We start from the raw sequence: 20,813 nt of genomic DNA, 5'->3' as shown, positions 1-20,813 counted from the left end.
GACTCAGATGTTCATTCTCTGGACGCAAAGCCTGAGGTTCTTCTCGTGCCTGATATGAAGCTTTTTGCTGGTAACGCCACCCCGGAACTAGCACAACGTATTGCCAACCGCCTTTACACTAGCCTGGGCGACGCCGCCGTCGGTCGTTTCAGTGATGGTGAAGTGAGCGTACAAATCAATGAAAATGTACGCGGTGGTGATATTTTCATCATCCAGTCCACCTGTGCACCTACCAACGATAACCTGATGGAACTGGTTGTTATGGTGGATGCCCTGCGCCGCGCTTCCGCTGGTCGTATTACCGCTGTTATCCCCTATTTTGGCTATGCCCGTCAGGACCGTCGCGTGCGTTCTGCTCGTGTGCCTATCACGGCTAAAGTAGTTGCGGATTTCCTGTCCAGCGTCGGCGTTGACCGCGTTCTGACTGTGGATCTGCATGCTGAACAGATTCAGGGCTTCTTTGACGTCCCGGTTGATAACGTTTTCGGCAGCCCAATCCTGCTGGAAGACATGCTGCAAATCGGTCTGGAAAACCCTATTGTGGTTTCGCCGGACATCGGCGGCGTGGTGCGTGCCCGCGCTATCGCTAAGCTGCTGAACGATACCGATATGGCTATCATCGATAAGCGTCGTCCGCGCGCCAACGTTTCGCAGGTGATGCACATCATCGGTGACGTAGCGGGCCGCGACTGCGTGCTGGTTGATGACATGATTGATACCGGCGGCACGCTGTGTAAAGCCGCCGAGGCGCTGAAGGAGCGTGGTGCGAAACGTGTCTTCGCTTACGCCACTCACCCTATTTTCTCCGGCAATGCCGTAGAAAACCTGCGTCATTCCGTGATTGACGAAGTGGTGGTTTGCGACACCATTCCACTGCCGGAAGAGATCAAAGCCCTGCCGAACGTGCGTACGCTAACGCTCTCCGGCATGCTGGCGGAGGCTATTCGCCGCATCAGCAACGAAGAGTCTATCTCTGCGATGTTTGAGCACTAATCGAATAGCTGCAGCTAAACGAAAAGCGGGACAGATTATCTGTCCCGCTTTTTTTTATGGCGTAACCGGCTATCAGTGATGGCCGTGTCCGGAAGCGCGACGGCAGCGCTTGTCGCCATAGTGGCGCACCCAGTAGTAATGATCGGTGATTTTTTCGCGGCCGCTAAGACGGGCGCCGACCAACCACATCAGCGCGCCGATAAAGATGGCGAAAATAGAGCCGTTAACCAGCATTTGCGGCAGCTGTAACTGCGGCAGTTGATTCAGTACGGCATAGCCTATACCGGTTACCATGACGGCTAAGCCGATCACCATCAGGGCGTTGCCGGTTAAATTAGCGTGTCTGCGTTTCATTTGTCACCTCCAGATGCCAGTGCATTCCTGTGCGGTTAGTGCCATAAGTTTATGCAATGGCTGGCGGATCCGTTGCGGGCCAGATCACATTTGTTGCTAAAAGTTTGACAAAACTTTACGCGCACCTCGCTGATTTTTCTATAGAAAACGCATTATCACGTTGATCAACTATTGTGATTTCGCGCGCACTTTTGAGTTCTGTCGCCGCTCTTAGTACACTAGCGCCCTTCCCTGATGCAGCCTTTTAGGAAAACAGACAAGTGAGCAGCATTAAACTGATTGTCGGCCTTGCCAATCCCGGTGCGGAATACGCCGCCACGCGCCATAACGCGGGCGCCTGGTATGTGGATTTACTGGCTCAACGACACAATCAGTCGTTAAAAGAAGAGAGCAAGTTTTACGGCTATACGGCCCGGCTCAATATCGGTGGCGAAGACGTCAGGCTGCTGGTGCCGACGACTTTTATGAACCTGAGCGGCAAGGCCGTTGCGGCAATGGCGACCTTTTACCGTATCGCGCCGGAAGAAATCCTGGTCGCGCATGACGAGCTGGATCTGCCGCCGGGCGTGGCAAAATTCAAACAGGGCGGCGGTCACGGCGGCCATAACGGCCTGAAAGATATTATCAGCAGGCTGGGTAATAACCTGAACTTCCACCGTTTGCGCATCGGTATCGGCCATCCGGGCGATCGCAATAAGGTCGTGGGTTTTGTCCTGGGCAAGCCGCAGGCGGCGGAACAGACGCTGATCGACAACGCCATTGACGAAGCGGCGCGCTGTACCGAGGTGTGGCTGAAGGAAGACAGGCTAAAGGCGATGAACCGGCTGCACAGTTTTAAAGGTTAAGCCAATTAAGGCTGGCTGATTGCTGATAAAAGCGCTCAACCAGCCGTCTGGATTAAGCAAAGAGCTTAAGCAGCGCTACGCCAGTCAGAACAAATACGGCCAGGCAGAGTAGCGCCCAAATAACCGAAAACCATGAAAAATCCATCCATTCCATTAACTTCCATGGGCTGGCAAAGATTCGGCTCATTACTCTGCCGGGGCAGCGTATAAAAGGGATGCCTTGTGGCCATGCCGCCCAAAACACCATCGACAACACCAGTATCGCAAGCAGCATAACCAGCGCAACGCCGCCATGACCGGAAGGCGGCATAGTAACGATGGCGGCAAAAAACAGTCCGCCAAAAAATAGCTGGATCGCCATCAGCGAGAAAATAAATTCGGTAAAGAGAAACCACTTCACCCATTGCGGCCTGCTTTGAAGGCCCAGCATGACGGCGTCGTTGATATACAGGTAAAACATCACTGTCAGAACAGCGATAGCGCTAACGGTGGTATTAATGCCCGACAGGGGGATAACCGCATTAAAGACCAACGCCCAGAATACCAGCAAAAAAATCCCCTGCCAGCTGAGCGCCGCGCGAGGTTGACTCAGGAACCGCAGCACAGGCTGATTTAGCCCTGGAACAATTTCAGGAAAATAATACCCCAGCCTGTTTGCCTGTTGTGCAAGGAGCGTGAGCATGCCCGGTATCAGGCGTATCCAGAAAGGCACCTTTTCGCTATCGCTCTTTAGCAGGCGAATCGCTGCCCTGTTGAGCATCGTGCCGTGCTTCTCCTCTGCCTCCATCTCTTTCCATGCCCGGTTCACTTCAGTTTCGCGTAGTTGTTCATGCAGCGCCTCCTGAATGTGATACGGAATAATATGGCTGTAGTCGTACTCGTCCATTCCCCATCCCAACAGGCCGCTGACGCGTTCAAGCAGGCCTTCGGTCAAACCGGGGCTCTCTGCCAGCGCAGCCGCAAGCTGTCGATGGAAAAGCTGTTGCTGCTGCAGGCTCCCCGCTTTGAACACTCTCTCAGACAGGCGATTCATCATAATAATGCCTGTCATTTCTGTGTTTACCAGCTGATACGCCAGTTTATGCAGCTCCTTTTCGCTGTACAGCAAATCTGCTTCAGGGGGGACGGCTGTTTCTCCAACGGTAAAGCCGTTGGCGACTTCACCCTGTTGGATCAGAGGCTCAGGTTCGTGCTTCTCCTGTATCGGCGGTAAAATATCGGCAGTGCTGTCCTCGTGATCAACGATAATGTCAGCCTGCGCCCGTCGCTTTGCCTCATCGAATGCTTCACGCAGTTGCTGATAGCCTGCCGGATCGCTATCCGGTCGATGTTTTTTTAACTGGCGGGCATACGCACGGCGGATTTCTCCTTCATCACGCGTGGGTGACAGTTCAAGCGCCTGCCAGATGCTCATGGCAGGAGGCCCTCTTTGTACTGCTGTAAAAAGTGTTCTGCATCTTCTCTTGATGAGGCAATACGGCGAAGATCCTGACTCTCCAGCGCCTGTTCAAACGCGGTAGTCAGCCGATCCATCCATGCTCGCTCATCGCCAAGTAAGCGTTCATAAAGGCGCGAACAGCGAGCGAGCAGCTCACGATTTTCCTGGCGATCGCGAGGATGCTGTTTAATATCGGCCAGCTTTTGCAGGCTGGCGGCAATTTGCTCTTCGCTCATCTGCCCCGGTACCTTTTCTATCACCAGCCGTGCTATTACCGGACTGCCGTCATAGCGACACTCCACTTCCAGCAAGCCGTCCAGCGTGTAGGTGAACCGCACGTCAACGGTCAGTTCACCTGCCGGTCGAGGAGGAACATCAATACTCATTTCGCCGAGAAAAACGTTATCCTGAACCCTGCGCCCTTCTCCCTGATATATTTTCAGCAGTACGCAGGTTTGATTGTCGCTAACTGTATTCAGCGTCTCGGTTTTGCTTACCGGCAAAAAGGTATTGCGCTCAATAAGCGGCAGGAAAAAGCCGGGTTCAACCTGATTACCATGGCGCTTAACCACCTCAATGCCGAGGGAAAACGGCATCACGTCGGTAAGAATAATGTCTTCGACCGCAGCATCGGCCATCACCATTCCGGCCTGTATGCCTGCGCCAAGCGCAACGGCTTCGTCTGGATTGAGATCGTGGCGAGGGAAACGCCCAAAAAGCCGCGCAACGGTTTGTCGAACCAGCGGCATACGGGTTGCGCCGCCCACCAGCAATATGTGGTCGAGATCCTGAAGAGAAAAACGCGCATCGTGCAGCGCCTGCTGTACCGGACGCTGTAAACGCATCAGCAGCGGCTGGCTGCACTCGGCCAGCTGAGCCTCCGTAAAAGTCCAGCTCCACTGTCGACCGGCCCATTCCAGCGAAGCCTTAGCCTCGGTAGCGTGGCTCAGCATTTGCTTCATGCTTTCCGCTTTTGCCAGCAGCGCCGCTGCCAGCCCGGCCTGCGCAGATTTCAGCTCGGGATGCTGGCTCAGCATCCACTGTACAATCGCCTGTGAGAAATCATCGCCGCCAAGCCGGATATCGCCGCTGCTGGCACGAACTTCCACCACGCCCTCGAACATATCAATGACGGATACGTCAAATGTCCCGCCGCCAAGATCGAAAGTGAGGTATTTTTGCTCACGATTTTCCAGCAGGCCAAAAGCAAGTGACGCGGCGGTTGGCTCATTAAGCAAGCGTATTGCGTCCAGCCCAGCCAGCCGGGCAGCATTTTTCACCGCCCGACGCTGAACGTCATTAAAATAAGCGGGTACGGTAATAACGGCCTGCGTTAATTTTTGCCCAAGCCAGCTTTCCGCATCCTCTTTGAGCTGGCGCAGTAATAATGCCGACAACTCTTCGGCACGAAATTGCCTGGAACCAAGTGCCAGCGAAACCTCCGTGCCCATATAACGCTTAAAACTCGCCTGGGTCAGCGCATGATGGCTTTGCAGCCGTTCGCGCGCCGGACGTCCAATAATCAGATTAGCTTGCTCATCAAGGCCTACAACCGAGGGCGTTAATACCTCGCCCCATTTATTCGGGACTAAAACGGCTTGCCCATTTTGCCAGACGCAAACCGCACTATTAGTGGTTCCAAGGTCAATTCCTATAACCTGCTCAATTGCCATGAGTTGTCCTTACTTCCCTGTGGAAGCCATTTAATTTCAGATAAGGAAACGTTATTCGATGCTTATAAATAACTTTTTCTGTTCAGGTAAAGAGCTGCTATCCATTGTTTCAAACTCTCAGCCAGGCCTGAAGGGGAGCGGAATATTCTTCCCCAAAATAGATTGAACCCTACGTCAAACAGCTATTGGCTTCCGGTTCTGGCTAACCGTTAACCTCCATCCGTGCCATCAAGCGCGTCCAGCGCCATCGTCTGCGCATAGTAGCCCTGCACGCCCCAGACTTTGTTGGCTGCCAGCTTCTCCAGCTGCCCTCCGTTCTCTACGCCCTCCACCAGCACGCGATTGGTATAGCGGCGGATATGAGCAATCAGCACGTTAAAGAACGGCTTGCTGATATTATCGAGATAAAACTGCCGATCCAGCTTAACTACTTCAAACATCTTCGACTGTAACGCGTTCAGATTGGCATCGCCTGCCCCTAAATCATCCAGCCATAAGATATTTAGCCGATCTGTTAACGCCCGCAGCAGTGGGTTGTTTGGCCCGTCGTGCAGGTTAGGGAAATTTTCAGAAAGCTTCAGCCGCAAAAAAGGCAGCTGGCTGAGGATTTGCTGGATAAAAGGCGATTCGGTTACCGCGCAAGCCAGCGGAAAATCGATGGTCAGGCAGCACAGCAGCCCGTGCAGCTGAAAATAGTCCGCGTAGCGTTCTATCGTCAGCAGCTGATCCAACAATCGGCGCTCGGCATCCTCGGCTTGCGGCGCGGTCTGGTGTGGTAAAACGGTGAGCTCAAGCGCAATCAGCTCGCCGCTAAGAGAGTGAATCGGAACGTAACAGTAATTATCAGTCATGCTTTATAGCCAGCTCAGGACGCCCTGCCAGTGATTATTTTTGTCATATCGTAAAAAACCAGTGATTTAATCTAAATCACTGGCAACATAACGATTTTTATATATATCGGCAGGGCCAGCCTTAGCTTTACGCTTTTAGTCGCTGTCGGCCGCAACTTTATAATCAGGCGCATCCAGCTCGTGACTACAGAAAGGTCCTGCCTGTTTTAACAGGCTGATGCAATCTTCACTAAGGTGCCGCAGCCTGACGCTTTTTCCTTCCGCTATATAGCGGGCGGTCAATTTATCGATGGCCTCGACGCCGCTGGAATCCATCACCCGCGTACGGGCGAAGTCAATCACCACTTCCTGCGGATCCTTTGCTGGGGTAAACAGTTCCTGGAAACTGGCGGCAGAGGCGAAAAACAGCGGCCCTTCCAGCCGATAGGTCTTTTGCTCGCCGCGCTCTTCCTGCGCCAGGATGCTGATGCGGGCATGTTGCCAGGCAAAAACCAGCGCGGAGATGATCACGCCAAAAATCACCGCCATGGCCAGATCGGTATAGATGGTGACCACCGTGACCGCAATCATGATCACCGCATCGGGCTTTGGCATACGTTTCAGACGGCGCAGCGAGCTCCACTCAAAGGTATTAATACAGACCACAAACATAATACCGGCCAGCGCCGCTACCGGCAGCAGGGCGATATATTTCGACAGGCTGACCACAAACAGGATCAGCAATACTGCGCCGACCAGGTTAGAGATGCGTCCACGCCCGCCGGAGGTAAAGTTGATGATCGACTGTCCAATCATCGCGCAGCCCGCAAAGCTGCCAAAGAAGCCGCACAGCGTGTTGCCGATACCCTGCGCCACGCACTCTTTGTTGCCGTTGCCTTTTTTACTGCCCATTTCATCCAGCACTGCCAGGGTTAACAGCGATTCTATCAGCCCAACCAGCGCGATAATCACCGAATAAGGCAGCACAATTTTCATCGTGGCCCAGCTTAACGGCGCTTCCGGCAGATGGAAGAACGGCAGCGTACCGGAGATATCGGCCAAATCCCCTACCCGTTTGGTATCCAGTCCAAAGCCGATGGCAATGGCGCTGATAGCAATGAGTGCCGCCAGCGAGCCGGGAATGACTTTGGTAAATTTAGGAAACAGCCAGACGATCAGCATCGCCAGCGCCACCAGGCCATACATGACCGGCCCCTGGTTTTTAATCATCGGGATCTGCGCCAGCGCGATAACGATAGCCAGTCCGTTTACAAAACCGTAGATAGCCGGCTGCGGCACAAGGCGGATAAATTTCCCCAGGCGGAAGAGGCCAATAGCCAGCTGGATCAGCCCGGCGAAAATCGTCGCCAGCAGCACGTATTCATAGCCGTGAGTCTGAATAAGGCTCACCAGCACCACCACAATCGAGCCGGCCGCGCCGGAGATCATTCCCGGCTTGCCGCCGAACAGCGCGGTGATCAGGCCAAGTATAAAGGCGGTATGCAGACCAATTGTCGGTGACAAACCGGCCAGCAGAGAAAAGGCCGTGGCTTCCGGAATAAGGGCCACAGAGACAACAGCGCCGGCCAGCACGTCATTTTTGACGTCGGCAGCCCTGAGGTTGCTCAGTTTGAACATACAGATTTCCGTTTTTTATTAAATGCAGGTGATTACCGCGCCGCCAGTTTGGGACACAGTTTGAACTCGCCAGGAAGACGAGAAGCGCAACAGATGTTGCCTGGAAGGGAGATTTCAGGGTGGCGTAAGCAGGAAGCAGTGCATCTGCGGCTTTCTCCATCTGTTGTCAAAGATTGTCAGTATGTGAAAACGTGAGCAAGATCTCAACCCCCTTCTCCCTCGCGCGGGTAGAAATCCCCGCCATCCAGGCGATAATTACGTGTATAATGCGCAAAAACTTGTGCTAACCAGCTTACCGGGGAAGATTTCTTCCCCTGCAATTAATTAAGGTGATTCAAACATGGGATTCAAATGCGGTATTGTGGGCCTGCCTAACGTCGGGAAATCCACACTGTTCAATGCGTTAACCAAAGCGGGCATCGAAGCGGCAAACTTCCCGTTCTGTACCATTGAGCCGAATACCGGCGTGGTGCCAATGCCCGATTCCCGTCTCGACAAACTGGCGGAGATCGTCAAGCCACAGCGTATTTTGCCAACCACCATGGAATTTGTGGATATCGCGGGCCTGGTAAAAGGCGCGTCGAAAGGCGAAGGCCTGGGCAACCAGTTCCTGACCAACATTCGCGAAACCGAAGCCATCGGTCACGTTGTCCGCTGCTTTGAAAACGACAACATCATCCACGTTAACAACAAAGTTGACCCGGCTGACGATATTGAAGTGATCAACACCGAGCTGGCGCTTTCTGACCTTGATACCTGCGAACGCGCGCTGCAACGCGTGCAGAAGCGTGCGAAAGGCGGCGATAAAGACGCAAAAGCTGAACAGGCCGCGCTGGAAAAATGCCTGCCGCACCTGTCCAATGCCGGGATGCTGCGCTCGCTGGATCTGAGCGAAGAAGACAAAGCGGCCATCCGCTATCTGAGCTTCCTGACGCTGAAGCCAACCATGTATATCGCCAACGTTAACGAAGACGGTTTTGAAAACAACCCGTACCTGGATCAGGTGCGTGAAATCGCGGCTAAAGAAGGTTCCATCGTCGTGCCGGTTTGTGCCGCCGTTGAATCCGACATCGCCGAGCTGGAAGATGCCGATCGCGAAGAGTTTATGGCCGAGCTGGGTATCGAAGAGCCGGGCCTGAACCGTGTTATTCGCGCCGGTTATGCTCTGCTGAACCTGCAAACTTACTTCACCGCTGGCGTGAAAGAAGTGCGCGCCTGGACTATTCCGGTTGGCGCCACTGCTCCGCAGGCCGCCGGTAAAATTCATACCGACTTTGAGAAAGGCTTTATCCGTGCTCAGACCATCGCCTATGAAGATTTCATCACCTATAAAGGTGAACAGGGCGCGAAAGAAGCCGGTAAAATGCGTTCAGAAGGCAAAGAGTACATCGTGAAAGATGGCGATGTGATGAACTTCTTGTTTAACGTCTAATCTACCGCTGATACCTGTCAGCCGCAGAGAAAAGTAAATTTTATATAAAAGCCATCTGCTATGCAGATGGCTTTTTATTTATGAAGCAGGAATCTTCCCCCGCAAGCCTTAACTAAAGATAACAGTGAGCTTTCCTTCATGGTTTTTATCGCTTCCTGACAGGCATTATTATTTTTAATAATATATTGCAGATAGATGTATCCCTGGTCCTCGCTCTTACAATCACTACCGATAAATTACGTCCGTTCAGGTTTAATAGCCGGTATAAGCTATAGCTGCCTGCCACAAGTAAAAAAGCCGCCGCCGGCTGATTTTTTCAGCGCTGTTCGCGGTTCGTCGATCGAAGAGATATCGGGTGCAGTAGAAGCAGAGCGCATCCATAACAGGGAAAATAATATGTTGTGGCATTCCTTCGCCACCTGTTTTAGCGGTGGTGCGCCGTCTCTTTCGCTTTCCACACGGCAAACAACGTTATCGCCAGCGCCAGACAAACATACAGCGACACCCACAGCGTACTGCCCATCTCTTTATACAGCGTGGTGATAATTAAAGGTGCGAAACCGCCGCCAACAATCCCGGCCAGCGTATAGGCGAGCGAGGAGCCAGCGTAACGTACGTGACCGGGAAACTGCTCGGTGACAAACGCCGCCTGCGGGCCGTACATCATGGCATGGATCAGCAAGCCACCAATCACTGCCAGCACGATTAATACCGGCTGGGTGCTGTCGAGCAGCACAAAAAACACGAACGACCAGACGATGGCCAGCAGCGCGCCGGTAATGTAAACCGGGCGCCTTCCCCACTTATCCGACAAGGCGCCGAACATCGGCACGGTAACGGCATTGCCAATGGCGCCCAGCATCGTCGCCAGCAGCGCCAGCGGGCGCGGCATATGCAGAACGGTGGTGACATAGGTCAGCGTGAACACTACCACCAGCGCGTACAGCACATCCGACCCGATACGTGCGCCACCGGCGATCAGCAGCTGTTTAGGGTAGTTAAGAAAAACTTCTTTCAGCGGTGTGTGTGTGGTTTTCTCCGCTGCCTGCATCGCCACAAAGGTTGGCGTCTCTTCTACGCCCCGACGCAGCCACAGGCCAAACATCACCAGCAGCAGGCTCAGCAGAAAAGGAATGCGCCAGCCCCATGCCTGAAACTGTCCGGCGCTCATGGCTATCGTCACCAGGGTAATAAATCCGGTGCCGATCAGCGTTCCGCAGGAAGGCCCTACCTGAGCGAAAGAAGCATTGCGGCCGCGCTTGTCGGCATCACCATGTTCCATCGACAGCAGCACCGCGCCGGCCCACTCGCCGCCAAGCGCAATGCCCTGCACAAAGCGCAACGCCACCAGCAGGATCGGGCTCCAGATCCCCCATATCGCATAGCCAGGCAGCAGCCCCATCAGGGCGGTCGTGACGCCCATAATCACCAGCGTAATAATCAGCACCGCCTTACGACCGGCAACATCGCCAAGATGGCCGAAGACAAAGCCGCCCAGCGGCCGCGAAATATAACCGACCGCATAGGTGGAGAACGCCAGGATCGTCCCGACCAGCGGATCGAAGCTGGGGAAGAACACGTGGTTAAACACCAGCGCGGCCATGATGTTGTAAACGGTAAAGTCATACCATTCCAGAGCGGTGCCAATCGAGCTGGCCGCCGCCAGGCGACCCGTTTTTGATTTGCTCCGCTTCGGGCGTACCGCCTGATGCAGCGTGGGGTGCGTATCATCCATGAGTCATCTCCTGTCGGGTTAATGTCCAGCTAAGGGCATAGCGCTGCACCTCGCCCGTCAGCAGCTTCGCCGCGACGGAAGCCAGCCGATCGCAGCATGACGCCTCGCTACAGCTGATAAGCAGCATCGGCAGCATCTGGCGGTTCTCTTTCCCTTCCATCGGCAGGGGCGTACTCAGATCCACATCGGGCGTCAGCAGGCAGGAGGTGATATAGCCCGGCGTCTGGCCGATTTGCTGCTGCCAGGCGCTCAGCGCCGCGCTGTCGACCGCTTGCGCAAGCGTGACCACCGCCAGCTGGCTGCCGGTGCCTTTACCGTGGGTATGGGTAACGGTGCTGACCCGGCGCATCGGGTTGACCATTTTTTGCAGATTTTTCACCGACCATTCGGTCTGGCGCGTAAACGCCGCGTGATAGTCAGCGCTGGTAAAAGCCTCCAGGGATTCGGTTTCATACAGACCCAGATATTTACGTTCGGCGTTAATCGCCTGGTAGCGCGTGCCGCTTAAAAAGCCGCTGATGGCCACGCGCTCCTCAACGTGTTCATGGTCATACCACTGGTTAAAATCCGCTTCGTCATCCGCGCCAATATTGGTGGCGACAAACAGCATGCCGTGAGGTTGGTTCATCTTCAGGATCTCCGGTTAAGGGCAGTTTCCACGGCAACAGCCCAGCTGATTAAGCGGGCATCGTCGCCATGAACGGCAGCAAGACTCAGGCCAACCGGCGCATGACCGGTCTGGTGACAGGGTAAGGAGATGGCGCAGCCATCCAGCATGTTGATCACGCTGGTGTTACGCAGCATCAGGGCATTGATCTCCATATAACGCTGCGGCTCGTCCAGCGAAGCGATAGTCGGCGCAACCTGCGGCACGGTGGGCATCAGCAACCCGTCGAAACCTTCCAGCGCCGTGTTGATACGGCGCTGCCAGGCTGCGCGCTGCTGATAAAGTTCAGCGGCATCCTGTTCAGTCAGCTGGCTGCCGCGCTGCAGGCGCATCAGCACCTGCGGATCGTAAGCTTCGGGCCGGGCCAGAGCCGTCCGCTGATGCCATTGCCAGGCTTCATAAGCCGTAATGCCGCCGCGCGCGTTCAGGCTGTTCAGCTCCTCCAGCTCGGTAAGCGGCAAGGCCACCAGCCTGGCCCCGGCTTCCCGGAGAAGATCAAGCGCGTACTGCCACGCCTGCGCTACGTCCCGATCCAGATCGTCCAGCACGCGAGTTTGCGGTATGGCAAAGCGGGCGTGACGCAGATCCGACTCCCGCATCTCAAGAGGCTTTTCGGCAATGATGCTGTCAAGCAGCCAGCAGCTGCGAACGTCATGCGCAATAACGCCAATGCTGTCCAGCGAAGGCGCAAGCGGCAACGTGCCCGCCTGATCGATTCGGCTGGCGGTAGGTTTAAAGCCGGTCAGGCCGCAGAGCGCGGCGGGAATACGTACGGAACCGCCGGTATCGGTACCTATGGCGCCCAGGCACAGCCCATCCGCCACGGCCACCGCCGCGCCGGAAGAGGAGCCGCCGGGAATACGTTTCTCCTCGCGCCGCCACGGGTTGGCAGGCGTGTCGTAGTGCGGATTGATGCCCAGCCCGGAGAATGCGAACTCGGTCATATTGGTCTTACCGACTATCGCGGCGCCGGCCCGACTGAGCTTATCTACCACGCTCGCGTTCGCCGTAGCCACCGGCGCATCGCTTAACAGCCGCGAGCCCGCTGTCGTCGCCTCGCCTTTGACATCAAACAGATCCTTGATGCTGATGGGCAGTCCATCGATCGGGCTCCTTGATTGCCGTGCTTGCCAGCGCGCTCCCGCCTCATTAGCCTGCTGCGTAGCAGACGCCTCATAACGAGTAATGAAAACGCGTACGCCTTCTTTTTCAGGATCGCGCAAGGCAGCCAATGCCGCGTGCGTGAATGTTTCAGGCTGAACGTTACCCGCCCGTAGCTGCTGACTCGCTTGCCAGAGTGTCGTCATAGCCGTGCTCCTTATGCGACGACCGGCAGCGCGCCGGTGCGGTAAGCGTGCTCCAGCGTGCGGCCCAGCACCGGATCGTGCAGCGCCATCCGAAACTCGCTGGCCGGACGGATGCCGCCAATAGTGCTCAGCGTGCCGCAGGACATGGCCAGGCCGTCAGCAGCCGTTTTGTCCTCCAGATAGCGCGCCAGCAGCTCCTGTGGGGTTAGCAGCGACGACAGCGAACCTTGTTGATAAACCACCCACTCGCCCTGCTCTTTTATCCAGGAAGTCAGCTCCAGCGCATCCCAGTGTTCAGCCACTTCGCTCATGCGCCACGCGCCGCTTGCCACCGGTTTGATACAGGCCTGCTTGGAAAGCGCAACGCTGAAGGTTTCCAGATAGCGATCGGTGTGATCGGAGGTAAGAGAAACCCAGCACTCTCCGCGATGAAAAAAGACGAAAGGTTCGGCTTCGCCGGATGTTTCGTTGCCCACGACTTCCAGCGAGGCGTTCTGGCTGAGCTGATTAGTGGCGACGCGGTAAAAGAGCGGCACTGCACCAGGAGCAGGCACGCCTAACGCCTCCAGCTCACGAATATGGTGCAGGACAGCGTCCCGATCGCGCCCTGCCCAGCCTGCAATAACAAACCGGGTTATGTCGACATCGAGTCTGGCAGCGGCATCGTCGCCGGTAATAAACTGTAGGTGCATGGCAAACCCCTTATTTAAAATTAGAGTGAAATTTCACTCGCATTTCAAACTAGCGATTTTCATGCCAGCTTTTTGTGTAATATGTCGCAAAGGCTTAAACAGGAACGGCATCATGAATGAGTCAGCTGGTGAAAATGTGAACCCGATCGAGCGGAAAAAATATCTGTCGCTGAACGAACAGGCCTATCTGGCGTTCAGGCACAGGCTGATCACGCTGCGTTACAAGCCCGGCGATTATCTCAATACCGCACAGGTGATGGACGATCTGGAAATGGGACGCACGCCGATCAATCAGGCGATCCACCGCCTGGCTACCGAAGGGCTGCTCCAAATAATTCCCCGCAAGGGCGTTATGGTCGCCCCGTTATCGATCGATGATGCGCTGGAATTGATTGAGGTGCGGCTGGTTAACGAAACGCTGTGTGCGCAGCTTGCCAGCCAGAAAGTAAATAAGGCGCACCTTAACCAGCTGCGCGAGCTGAATCAGCAGATTGCGTTTGCAGGCGGGTCACGTAACAGAGAGCAGATGATGCTGCTGGATCGCGAGTTTCATCAGGTGCTGGCGGACATCGCGGGCAACCGTCGGCTTGCGGATATTCTGAGCGTTATTCACGCGCAGGCGCAGCGCTTCTGGGCGACAACGCTGTCGAGCGTCAGCCATATGGATGAGGTTATCGCTGAGCATAATGAAATTATTGCGGCGCTGGCCTCCGGGGATATTCAGCGCGTGACGGCAGCCACCCGCGCGCATATTGACTCTTTTAAACGCGCGCTGCTCTCTACCTGAAAAGCTGAGCGCAGCCTGCAACCAGAGCTGGCTGGCTTGGGTGGTTTAGCGCAACGATCGCTTTGCGGAGCCGGCTTTATCACCAACGGAAGTTACGCTTCAGCGCCAGAAGAACACTCTGCACGGCGTGGTTGCTATATTGCTCTCAAAGAGCCGTACGGCAAAATAAGGCAGCCTTAACGTTCTGCCTTATTACCTGATGCCCGATCGATTAGATCAGGAAATCATGCAGCGACTGACCGTTTGCAATGGCATGCTTAATAGGCGTCGGCGTGCGGCCCTGGCCGGTCCAGTGTCTGACTTCATTATTGCCGTCGAGGTACTTATATTTTGCGGGACGAGGCGCGCGTTTCTTTTTTATACGGCCGACGGGCGGCAAATGATTGACCAGTTCTGTCGGTGAAATGCCGTCTTCAAGCATCAGCTCACGATACATTGCCAGCTTTTCCGCCTTCTCGCGGGCTTCTGCTGCCTGCGCGCTGACGGCTTCACGACGTTCATTCACAATAACTTTCAGCTTCGATAGTATCTCTTCAAGATCCTCTGTAGCCATATTGCGCGCCTGTGCACGTAGCGAACGGATATTTTTCAGGCTGCTCAGGGTAAAACTCATACATCAATTCCTTAAATCTACTGATTAATAAAACGGCGATCGTTCGCCGTCAGCGGCAAGGGTACCATTTATTGCGTTGTGATTTAAGTTGATGGGCGATTATCAGAGGAGTCTGCGGGAATTATATTCAATTAATGACTTAAAGAAAGGAGATAACTCAGGGAACCTGCCGGGCTCGACGTTTATCTGAAAATTTATTTACTTTAAAAACCACTTGCCTGATTTATACTGATTGTCGAAGTAAGTCCTGACCTCGCCACCATCATTAACTTTTTAAAAAATCCTGAAATTGAGCCTGATAGTCTAATCCCGCTACCGGGAACATCAAAAGTAGTTGATGTCTTTATGCTGCCGGCAGCAGAATGGTTATTAGCGCCCTGCCTGAAAATCTTATAGGAAATCTATAAAAAATCATAAAAAGGTAGCTGGCTTACCTGTACGACAGATCCTCCGCCAGGCCATTATTTCACTGAGCAGTACCGCTGCATAACCTTCAATAATTATATTAACAATTTCAACCTTTAAAAGGAATTTCCCGAAAATGCCCTCTCAGCACGTTTGCCGGTAAGCCAGAGCGGATTTTCCTCACTATCCCTGCTTATCAGCCCTGACGAGCAACAAGCCTACTTACAGTTGATCAGCAGTCAGGCCGGATTAAATAAGGAGAAAGACGCCCCCGGGCACCGGGCTCTACCCTTTTTAAGCGAATCGGCACGACTTGCGCCTTGCCTTCCCGCTGTCGTCTGCGCCAGCGTAATGCATCGACAACGCGGACTGGAGGTAAGCGCCAGGCAACTACTTAGGGCCCTGATAAAGATCATCCAATTACCAATCGGTTCCACGTCAACTTACTGGCTAATAATTTATTTTTATCGACGCATAAAGCGCAGACTCCCACCAGGGGGAGACAGATTAACCTGCTGGATTATAACTAATTTTTCCGCCCCCCGATCGCGTCTCCAGAATTTTCTAAAAAATATCGATAAAAGTATATTTTTTGACCCTTCCGTTATAATTAGACAAAAGAAAAACAAGAGGGGGTATGCAAATGACCGGGGACTCAGTTTTCGAAAAAAGAAAAAAACGCGCGATGGCGATTATGGAAGGCAGGGGGATGTGGCCCAGCATCTATGCTCCTCCGTGCCATATATTTCTGTGGCGGTTGGGGATCCATGTGCCTCCACCGCCCTTCTCAACATTCTGGACGAACTTTTTCAGCTTTGCCGTCGTCTATACGCCGTTCTGGGGGATAGTAATGTGGTTTATTTTCTGGAAATCTCAGGGAGCCACGCTGCTTTATGCCGCCACTTCGACGCTGATAGCCGGTCTGTTTTTCGGGGTGATTATGGCGGCGTTCCAGGAATGGCGAAAACGAGCTAATCACCTGCCAGCGTGGGAAAAGCTATAGCCAGCGTCTGACTAAGTGTTAAGTGGCTATGGTCGTAAGAGGGTTTGCCGGCTCTGAAAATGGGCCGGCATGCCTCCAGCTTCACTTATCCCTTGCGACGGCCAAACAGCCCACGCGGCAGTTCGGCAATGATTTCCTTTTTTATTTCATCCAGGCGCATCTCCGTGCGGTTATTACCATATTCCAGCGTATCACGCAGTGTGATACGGGTATCTTTTAGCTCGTCGCGTAAGCGCTCACTAAGCCGAACTTCCATCTGGCTGACGATCGCCGTCAGCTTTGTGTCAATCGCATCGTTAATCATGGCCGGAAACTGCGCCATCATCCGCGCATTTTCTTCCTGTTGCGCTGCCAACCGCTGGTCAGCTGATAAAAGTACCTGTCGTACGGCTTCAGGCAGCGTCTGGACTTCTTCCTGTAACTCTATTTGCCGCTCGGTTATCTCCGCGACTGTATGTTGTAACGAATCAATTGCCAATGTCGCTTTTTTAAAAACATCTTCAGCCTGATTATGTGCCTGATAAAGTTGGCTCAGCCAGCCTTCCAGCTCTGCTATCCTGTTAACCGTTTCGCCCAGCTTTTCGCCTGAAGCTTTTACTTTGGCGATAGCGTCAAAACCTTCCTCAAAAGACATGTTTCCTCACAAAATTTGGGCCAGCTCAGCGGCGACCTCATGAAAAAGCGCAGCCTCAATGACTTTTGCCGGTAGGGCATTATGAATAGCCAACAGCTCGTGGCGAGCCGGTTTTTCGTTAAGCAACCAGCCGCCAATGGTTTCGCCTGCAGAAGCATTAGCCCTGCCAACGCGTGATAATAAAAGACCACCAGCGCCATGCCAGAAAGACAGTACGTCATCAGGCACGGCCTGGCGAAAGCGCCTGCTCGCTTCGTTAGTCGACGTTTGTTCCGTTAAAAGCTGCAGACAGGCTGCGGCCAGGTTCAGCCCTCTGCTTTCCTGAGTTCCCTCCAGTAAACGAGCCAGCTGAGCGGCCAGTTTATTCAGAAGCATTCGATCAGGAAGTTCATGAGTACCGTTTACGGTTATAAGGCTGTTAAGCGCAACGGCCGCCTCATTAAGAGGCATATCTCGCAGAGAGGCCAGGCGGAAAGCGTTGCTGTCCACTTTAAAGAAAGACTCCAGCGTGTCGCGAAACACAACGACCTGCTCGGGCGTGAAGTTCAGGCAAGCGTTGTACAGGTTCCAGGTCGATTGCAGTCGGCTACCAAGTTGAGTTCTTCTGACCCATGCCAATAAGAGTTGATAAAGTCCTGGCCAGTTCTCCTTCTGCTTCGCGAGCGCCTTTAGTTTTTCCAACGTCGCCGATTCAGCGCCTTTGCCGTCTACTGACTGGATCCGCAACATCACGGCGCTACAGGCGCCGACAAAACTCGTATTTAACCGCCGGACTTCGACCGCCTGCACGGAAAGCTCTTCCGCTCCGCCTCGCCCCCAATCCGTTACGGTCCAGGGTTCGATAATACCCATTTGATACAATCGAAAAAGCGTTAGCTGGAAACGTAATCCATTCTGTGGCACCTCGCTGAGCTGCCTGACATGGATAACCTGTATTTCCTGCGACCATTCACGGACAAGAGTATGCAGCCGCGCCAGCAAAGCCTGCTCCTCTTCCAGCGAGATGAGTCCCTGACGCAGAAACCATAGCTGGGAACGAAAATCGCCTCTGCTATTCTGGCTGCGTGCATCAATCTCTTTCTGAACCGCTTCCGGCGTCAAATTAGCCTGCAATCGTAGCCAGATATGCTCGGCATCATCGGATTCAGGCTGAAAAAGCATATGGCAAACGGCGGGACGCCGATCGCGCCCGGCACGCCCTGCTTCCTGGTAAAATGCCTCCATTGAACCCGGCATACCGGCATGTAATGTATGCCGAACATCAGGTTTATTCACCCCCATGCCAAAGGCCTTAGTGGTGACAATAACGTCAAGCTTGCCCTGCTTCCAGAAAGCCTGCACCGTTTTTTTATAACGCTCATAATCTGGCGAGGCCATCAGGTGACTATCCTGTAGCCGTTGCCATGCTTTATCCGGATTGAAATTACGTGGCGCAGCCCCCGAAAAAAAACCGATTTTCAAATCACCTTTGGCATCAGCAAGCGCATTTGATAAAAACTCTACGCCATTTACGCCATTGGCATAAGGCGAGAATATATGTATCGGCGGGCTTCCCGTCTCCGTCTGCTTAGCCAGAATATTCATTACTTCCTGCACCACAACTTCAGCTGAACTTTTATTTTTACGGATAGAAAAATTCAGTTCAGTGCGGCCTCTGTGCATCTCATAAGCTACCAGTTCATCAGGAATTTGAAATTCACTTTGAATATCTCTAAGCACGTTGACGCTGGCGGTAGCTGTTAATCCAATTAACGGCACGTCTTTCGCAAGCTTACGTAAAGTACCGGGCAACGTCAGGTAAGAAGGACGGAAATCATGCCCCCATTCACTCATGCAATGTACTTCATCAATGACGAACATACGTAGCTGTTCAGCCTGACGCAGGCTATCAATAATACGACGGAAGCTTTCAGTCTGGAATCGCTCAGGTGAAACAAAGACAAAACGCATTTCGCCGCTTAATATTCTGCGAAAGTAAATTTTATCCCTCAGGACGGCGGGCATATTGCTGTCAATATTTACCGTTCTTCCTGTAAAGCCTACAGCTTCCAGTTCCGCGCAGTGATCGCGCCCCAGTGCTTTTATCGGCACAACTACGATTGTCGTTCCCTGACTAAGCAGGGCTGGAATTTGGAAGCAGAGCGATTTTCCTCCGCCTGTCGGCATAAGCCCTAAAGATTTCTGGCCGGATAACGCATTTAAAATCAGGGTTTCCTGTCCTGGTCGAAAACTATCATGCCCAAAGATACGGTAATTAAGCTCACTCAGGTCTGCCAATGCGGGCAAAACGGCGTTCTGCTGCTGTTTAGCCGCTTTTTCTGTAATGAGGTAGGATTTGCTGCCACTCCGTATTCTGATTTTCTTTTTTAATTTCTCTTCTCCATAGCAAAACGGCAGATATTGCACGGCTCCCGTATAGATACCAATCCCTTGATCACTGGCAGCGTTATCGTCAGCCCGCTGGAAGAGGCGCATAGCAAAATGAAGACCATCAGAGCTAAAAATAATATCAGGTCGGGTGAACGTCGTGTGGTTTAGTCGTGCAAATAACTCAAACCAGCTGAATAACTCATCGACGGCGAAATTTACCCATGTATTGCCCTGATTTTCAGGGAAATCCTGAGTAACGTGCAGTCGCCATTCTGGGGCAGATAAATCCAGACAGCCACAGGCTACAGCAAGGATAAGCGCAACCTGTAACCGGAGTGTGGCCGTCAAATCGTAGCGCAGCGAAGGAGTTGAATCTTGTGCTGTCGCCAGAAAATGATGGTAAGCGCTAAGAAGGGAACTGTTTTCGCAGCGCAGCTTAAGGCGATCGATAAAATCAGTGAAATGCGCATTTTTACTGCGGAGATCTTCTGTTTTCAGGCGAAGCGTTTCTATGCCATAGCGTTCGAGAAAACGCTCTCTTTCATTGTCTTTCGCCGTTTGTCTGGCACTTTTATGCTGTCCCCCGTCAATTTCAATCACCAACTCAGCCTGAGGAAGGTAAAAATCCACTCTTTCTGAATTATCTTCCCTGACTAAATTACGTGGCGCCCCCAGTTCACGGAACAGAGGATACTCGGGAACAATAAGGTTTTGTATAAATGTCCAGCGCCCGAGATATTCAGGCATAATTTCATCGAAAAACGTTAGCGCAGGATTATTGCCTTGATCGTTTCCCCGAATCGATTCGCCCCAATAAGGTGATGAATTGGCTATCAACCACAAAGGAGCGTGCTGCAAATCCTGCCAGCGGCAGCCGAAATGCGCAAGAAGCTGAGGCGTCGGGCGAGAAGGCATGCCGCGCGTTAAAATAGCAAAGCAGTTGGCGACGTGATCCGGCACGGCTCCCGGCTCACGAGGTAATCCTGTTACGTCAAAAAGAATATCCCCATTAAAATAGCCTGCACAGACAGGGATATGTATATTTTCTGGACCAGTAGACGAAAGGCACATTTCGTAAAACACTGTAGCGATAAGCAAACGAAGAAAGATAGGCAAATAAAAATCAACTGTCAATACTCATTCAGTTATCGCGACCAGACCAGCAAGCTACTCCCGGTTTCTGCACATTTGTTTTTCTGCGCTGAAATGAATCTTTAGCCAGGAAAAACAGGAATATTTGTAGACCCCGGTTAACTTAAATTTGCGCGCAATCGTTTATTAAGTTGTCTTGCAGCTTCGCAAGGAGTTGCGTCAGTTTTGAATAGCTTTCACCCTATATTTCGGAATTTCAGCGACCTCGCCAGGTTGATGAGGCGCTTTAATTTTATCAAATATAG

17 protein-coding genes are annotated in these 20,813 nt (G+C 53.1%); 5 read left to right on the top strand and 12 right to left on the bottom strand.

Annotated features, from left to right (window positions below; genetic code table 11):
• The first annotated feature begins 45 nt into the window (after positions 1–45).
• Complete coding sequence (gene prs / locus EGK14_RS13995) at positions 46–993, top strand: ribose-phosphate diphosphokinase (RefSeq protein WP_124232585.1); 948 nt, start codon at positions 46–48, stop codon at positions 991–993.
• Between the two features lie 72 nt (positions 994–1,065).
• Here the strand turns inward: prs and ychH are convergent, their stop codons facing one another.
• The gene (ychH, locus tag EGK14_RS13990; protein WP_125289708.1) at positions 1,066–1,347 is read right to left on the bottom strand and encodes a stress-induced protein YchH; all 282 of its coding nucleotides are present in this window, start codon (positions 1,345–1,347) and stop codon (positions 1,066–1,068) included.
• A 260-nt stretch (positions 1,348–1,607) separates the two neighbouring features.
• Here ychH and pth point away from each other — a divergent pair, with 260 nt between their 5' ends.
• On the top strand, positions 1,608–2,192 hold the full coding sequence (gene pth / locus EGK14_RS13985) for an aminoacyl-tRNA hydrolase (RefSeq protein WP_125289707.1): 585 nt from the start codon (positions 1,608–1,610) through the stop codon (positions 2,190–2,192).
• Between the two features lie 52 nt (positions 2,193–2,244).
• On the opposite strand, the gene EGK14_RS13980 is transcribed toward pth, so the two are convergent.
• The 4 genes from EGK14_RS13980 to EGK14_RS13965 form a co-directional block, all read right to left on the bottom strand.
• Positions 2,245–3,606, bottom strand: a complete 1,362-nt coding sequence (locus tag EGK14_RS13980) for a J domain-containing protein (RefSeq protein ID WP_125289706.1) — start codon at positions 3,604–3,606, stop codon at positions 2,245–2,247.
• A complete protein-coding gene (locus tag EGK14_RS13975; protein ID WP_125289705.1) occupies positions 3,603–5,303 on the bottom strand; it encodes an Hsp70 family protein in 1,701 nt (566 codons plus the stop codon). Before EGK14_RS13975 ends, EGK14_RS13980 begins: the two co-directional genes overlap by 4 nt.
• Positions 5,304–5,512: 209 nt before the next feature.
• Positions 5,513–6,154, bottom strand: coding sequence for an EAL domain-containing protein (locus tag EGK14_RS13970; RefSeq protein ID WP_125289704.1), 642 nt, complete (start codon positions 6,152–6,154; stop codon positions 5,513–5,515).
• 135 nt (positions 6,155–6,289) lie between these two features.
• Complete coding sequence (locus tag EGK14_RS13965; RefSeq protein ID WP_125289703.1) at positions 6,290–7,771, bottom strand: SulP family inorganic anion transporter; 1,482 nt, start codon at positions 7,769–7,771, stop codon at positions 6,290–6,292.
• A 340-nt stretch (positions 7,772–8,111) separates the two neighbouring features.
• Here EGK14_RS13965 and ychF point away from each other — a divergent pair, with 340 nt between their 5' ends.
• Positions 8,112–9,203 (top strand): redox-regulated ATPase YchF, encoded by a 1,092-nt coding sequence (gene ychF, locus EGK14_RS13960; RefSeq protein ID WP_125289702.1) that lies wholly within the window; start codon positions 8,112–8,114, stop codon positions 9,201–9,203.
• A gap of 424 nt (positions 9,204–9,627) precedes the next feature.
• On the opposite strand, the gene EGK14_RS13955 is transcribed toward ychF, so the two are convergent.
• Genes EGK14_RS13955 through EGK14_RS13940 form a run of 4 tightly spaced genes read right to left on the bottom strand, consistent with a single transcriptional unit; the run spans position 9,628 to position 13,604 of the window.
• Entirely contained in the window at positions 9,628–10,938 is a 1,311-nt protein-coding gene (locus EGK14_RS13955) for an MFS transporter (protein WP_125289701.1), read from the bottom strand.
• Complete coding sequence (locus tag EGK14_RS13950) at positions 10,931–11,566, bottom strand: DUF4286 family protein (RefSeq protein ID WP_125289700.1); 636 nt, start codon at positions 11,564–11,566, stop codon at positions 10,931–10,933. The genes EGK14_RS13955 and EGK14_RS13950 overlap by 8 nt, the downstream gene beginning before the upstream one ends.
• A 2-nt stretch (positions 11,567–11,568) precedes the next feature.
• Positions 11,569–12,912: an amidase gene (locus tag EGK14_RS13945; RefSeq protein ID WP_125289699.1), complete on the bottom strand. Its 1,344-nt coding sequence runs from the start codon at positions 12,910–12,912 to the stop codon at positions 11,569–11,571.
• 11 nt (positions 12,913–12,923) lie between these two features.
• A complete protein-coding gene (locus EGK14_RS13940; protein ID WP_125289698.1) occupies positions 12,924–13,604 on the bottom strand; it encodes a DUF2848 domain-containing protein in 681 nt (226 codons plus the stop codon).
• Positions 13,605–13,716: 112 nt separating this feature from the next.
• Here EGK14_RS13940 and EGK14_RS13935 point away from each other — a divergent pair, with 112 nt between their 5' ends.
• On the top strand, positions 13,717–14,391 hold the full coding sequence (locus EGK14_RS13935; protein ID WP_125289697.1) for a GntR family transcriptional regulator: 675 nt from the start codon (positions 13,717–13,719) through the stop codon (positions 14,389–14,391).
• A 211-nt stretch (positions 14,392–14,602) separates the two neighbouring features.
• Here the strand turns inward: EGK14_RS13935 and EGK14_RS13930 are convergent, their stop codons facing one another.
• Positions 14,603–15,004 (bottom strand): H-NS family nucleoid-associated regulatory protein, encoded by a 402-nt coding sequence (locus EGK14_RS13930; RefSeq protein ID WP_125289696.1) that lies wholly within the window; start codon positions 15,002–15,004, stop codon positions 14,603–14,605.
• 1,042 nt (positions 15,005–16,046) lie between these two features.
• Between EGK14_RS13930 and EGK14_RS13925 the strand changes: the two genes are divergently transcribed.
• Positions 16,047–16,412: a DUF6404 family protein gene (locus EGK14_RS13925; RefSeq protein ID WP_233598504.1), complete on the top strand. Its 366-nt coding sequence runs from the start codon at positions 16,047–16,049 to the stop codon at positions 16,410–16,412.
• An 85-nt stretch (positions 16,413–16,497) separates the two neighbouring features.
• Here EGK14_RS13925 and EGK14_RS13920 read toward each other — a convergent pair whose 3' ends face one another.
• Together EGK14_RS13920 and EGK14_RS13915 are read right to left on the bottom strand one after the other, a co-directional pair.
• Positions 16,498–17,046, bottom strand: a complete 549-nt coding sequence (locus tag EGK14_RS13920; protein WP_125289695.1) for a hypothetical protein — start codon at positions 17,044–17,046, stop codon at positions 16,498–16,500.
• 6 nt (positions 17,047–17,052) lie between these two features.
• The gene (locus tag EGK14_RS13915; protein ID WP_125289694.1) at positions 17,053–20,550 is read right to left on the bottom strand and encodes a DEAD/DEAH box helicase; all 3,498 of its coding nucleotides are present in this window, start codon (positions 20,548–20,550) and stop codon (positions 17,053–17,055) included.
• Between the last annotated feature and the right edge of the window lie 263 nt (positions 20,551–20,813).

Source organism: Erwinia sp. 198, from assembly GCF_003937915.1.
In the GTDB taxonomy this organism is placed as follows: Bacteria; Pseudomonadota; Gammaproteobacteria; order Enterobacterales; family Enterobacteriaceae; genus Erwinia; species Erwinia aeris.
This window is presented reverse-complemented; position numbering and strand designations above follow the sequence as displayed.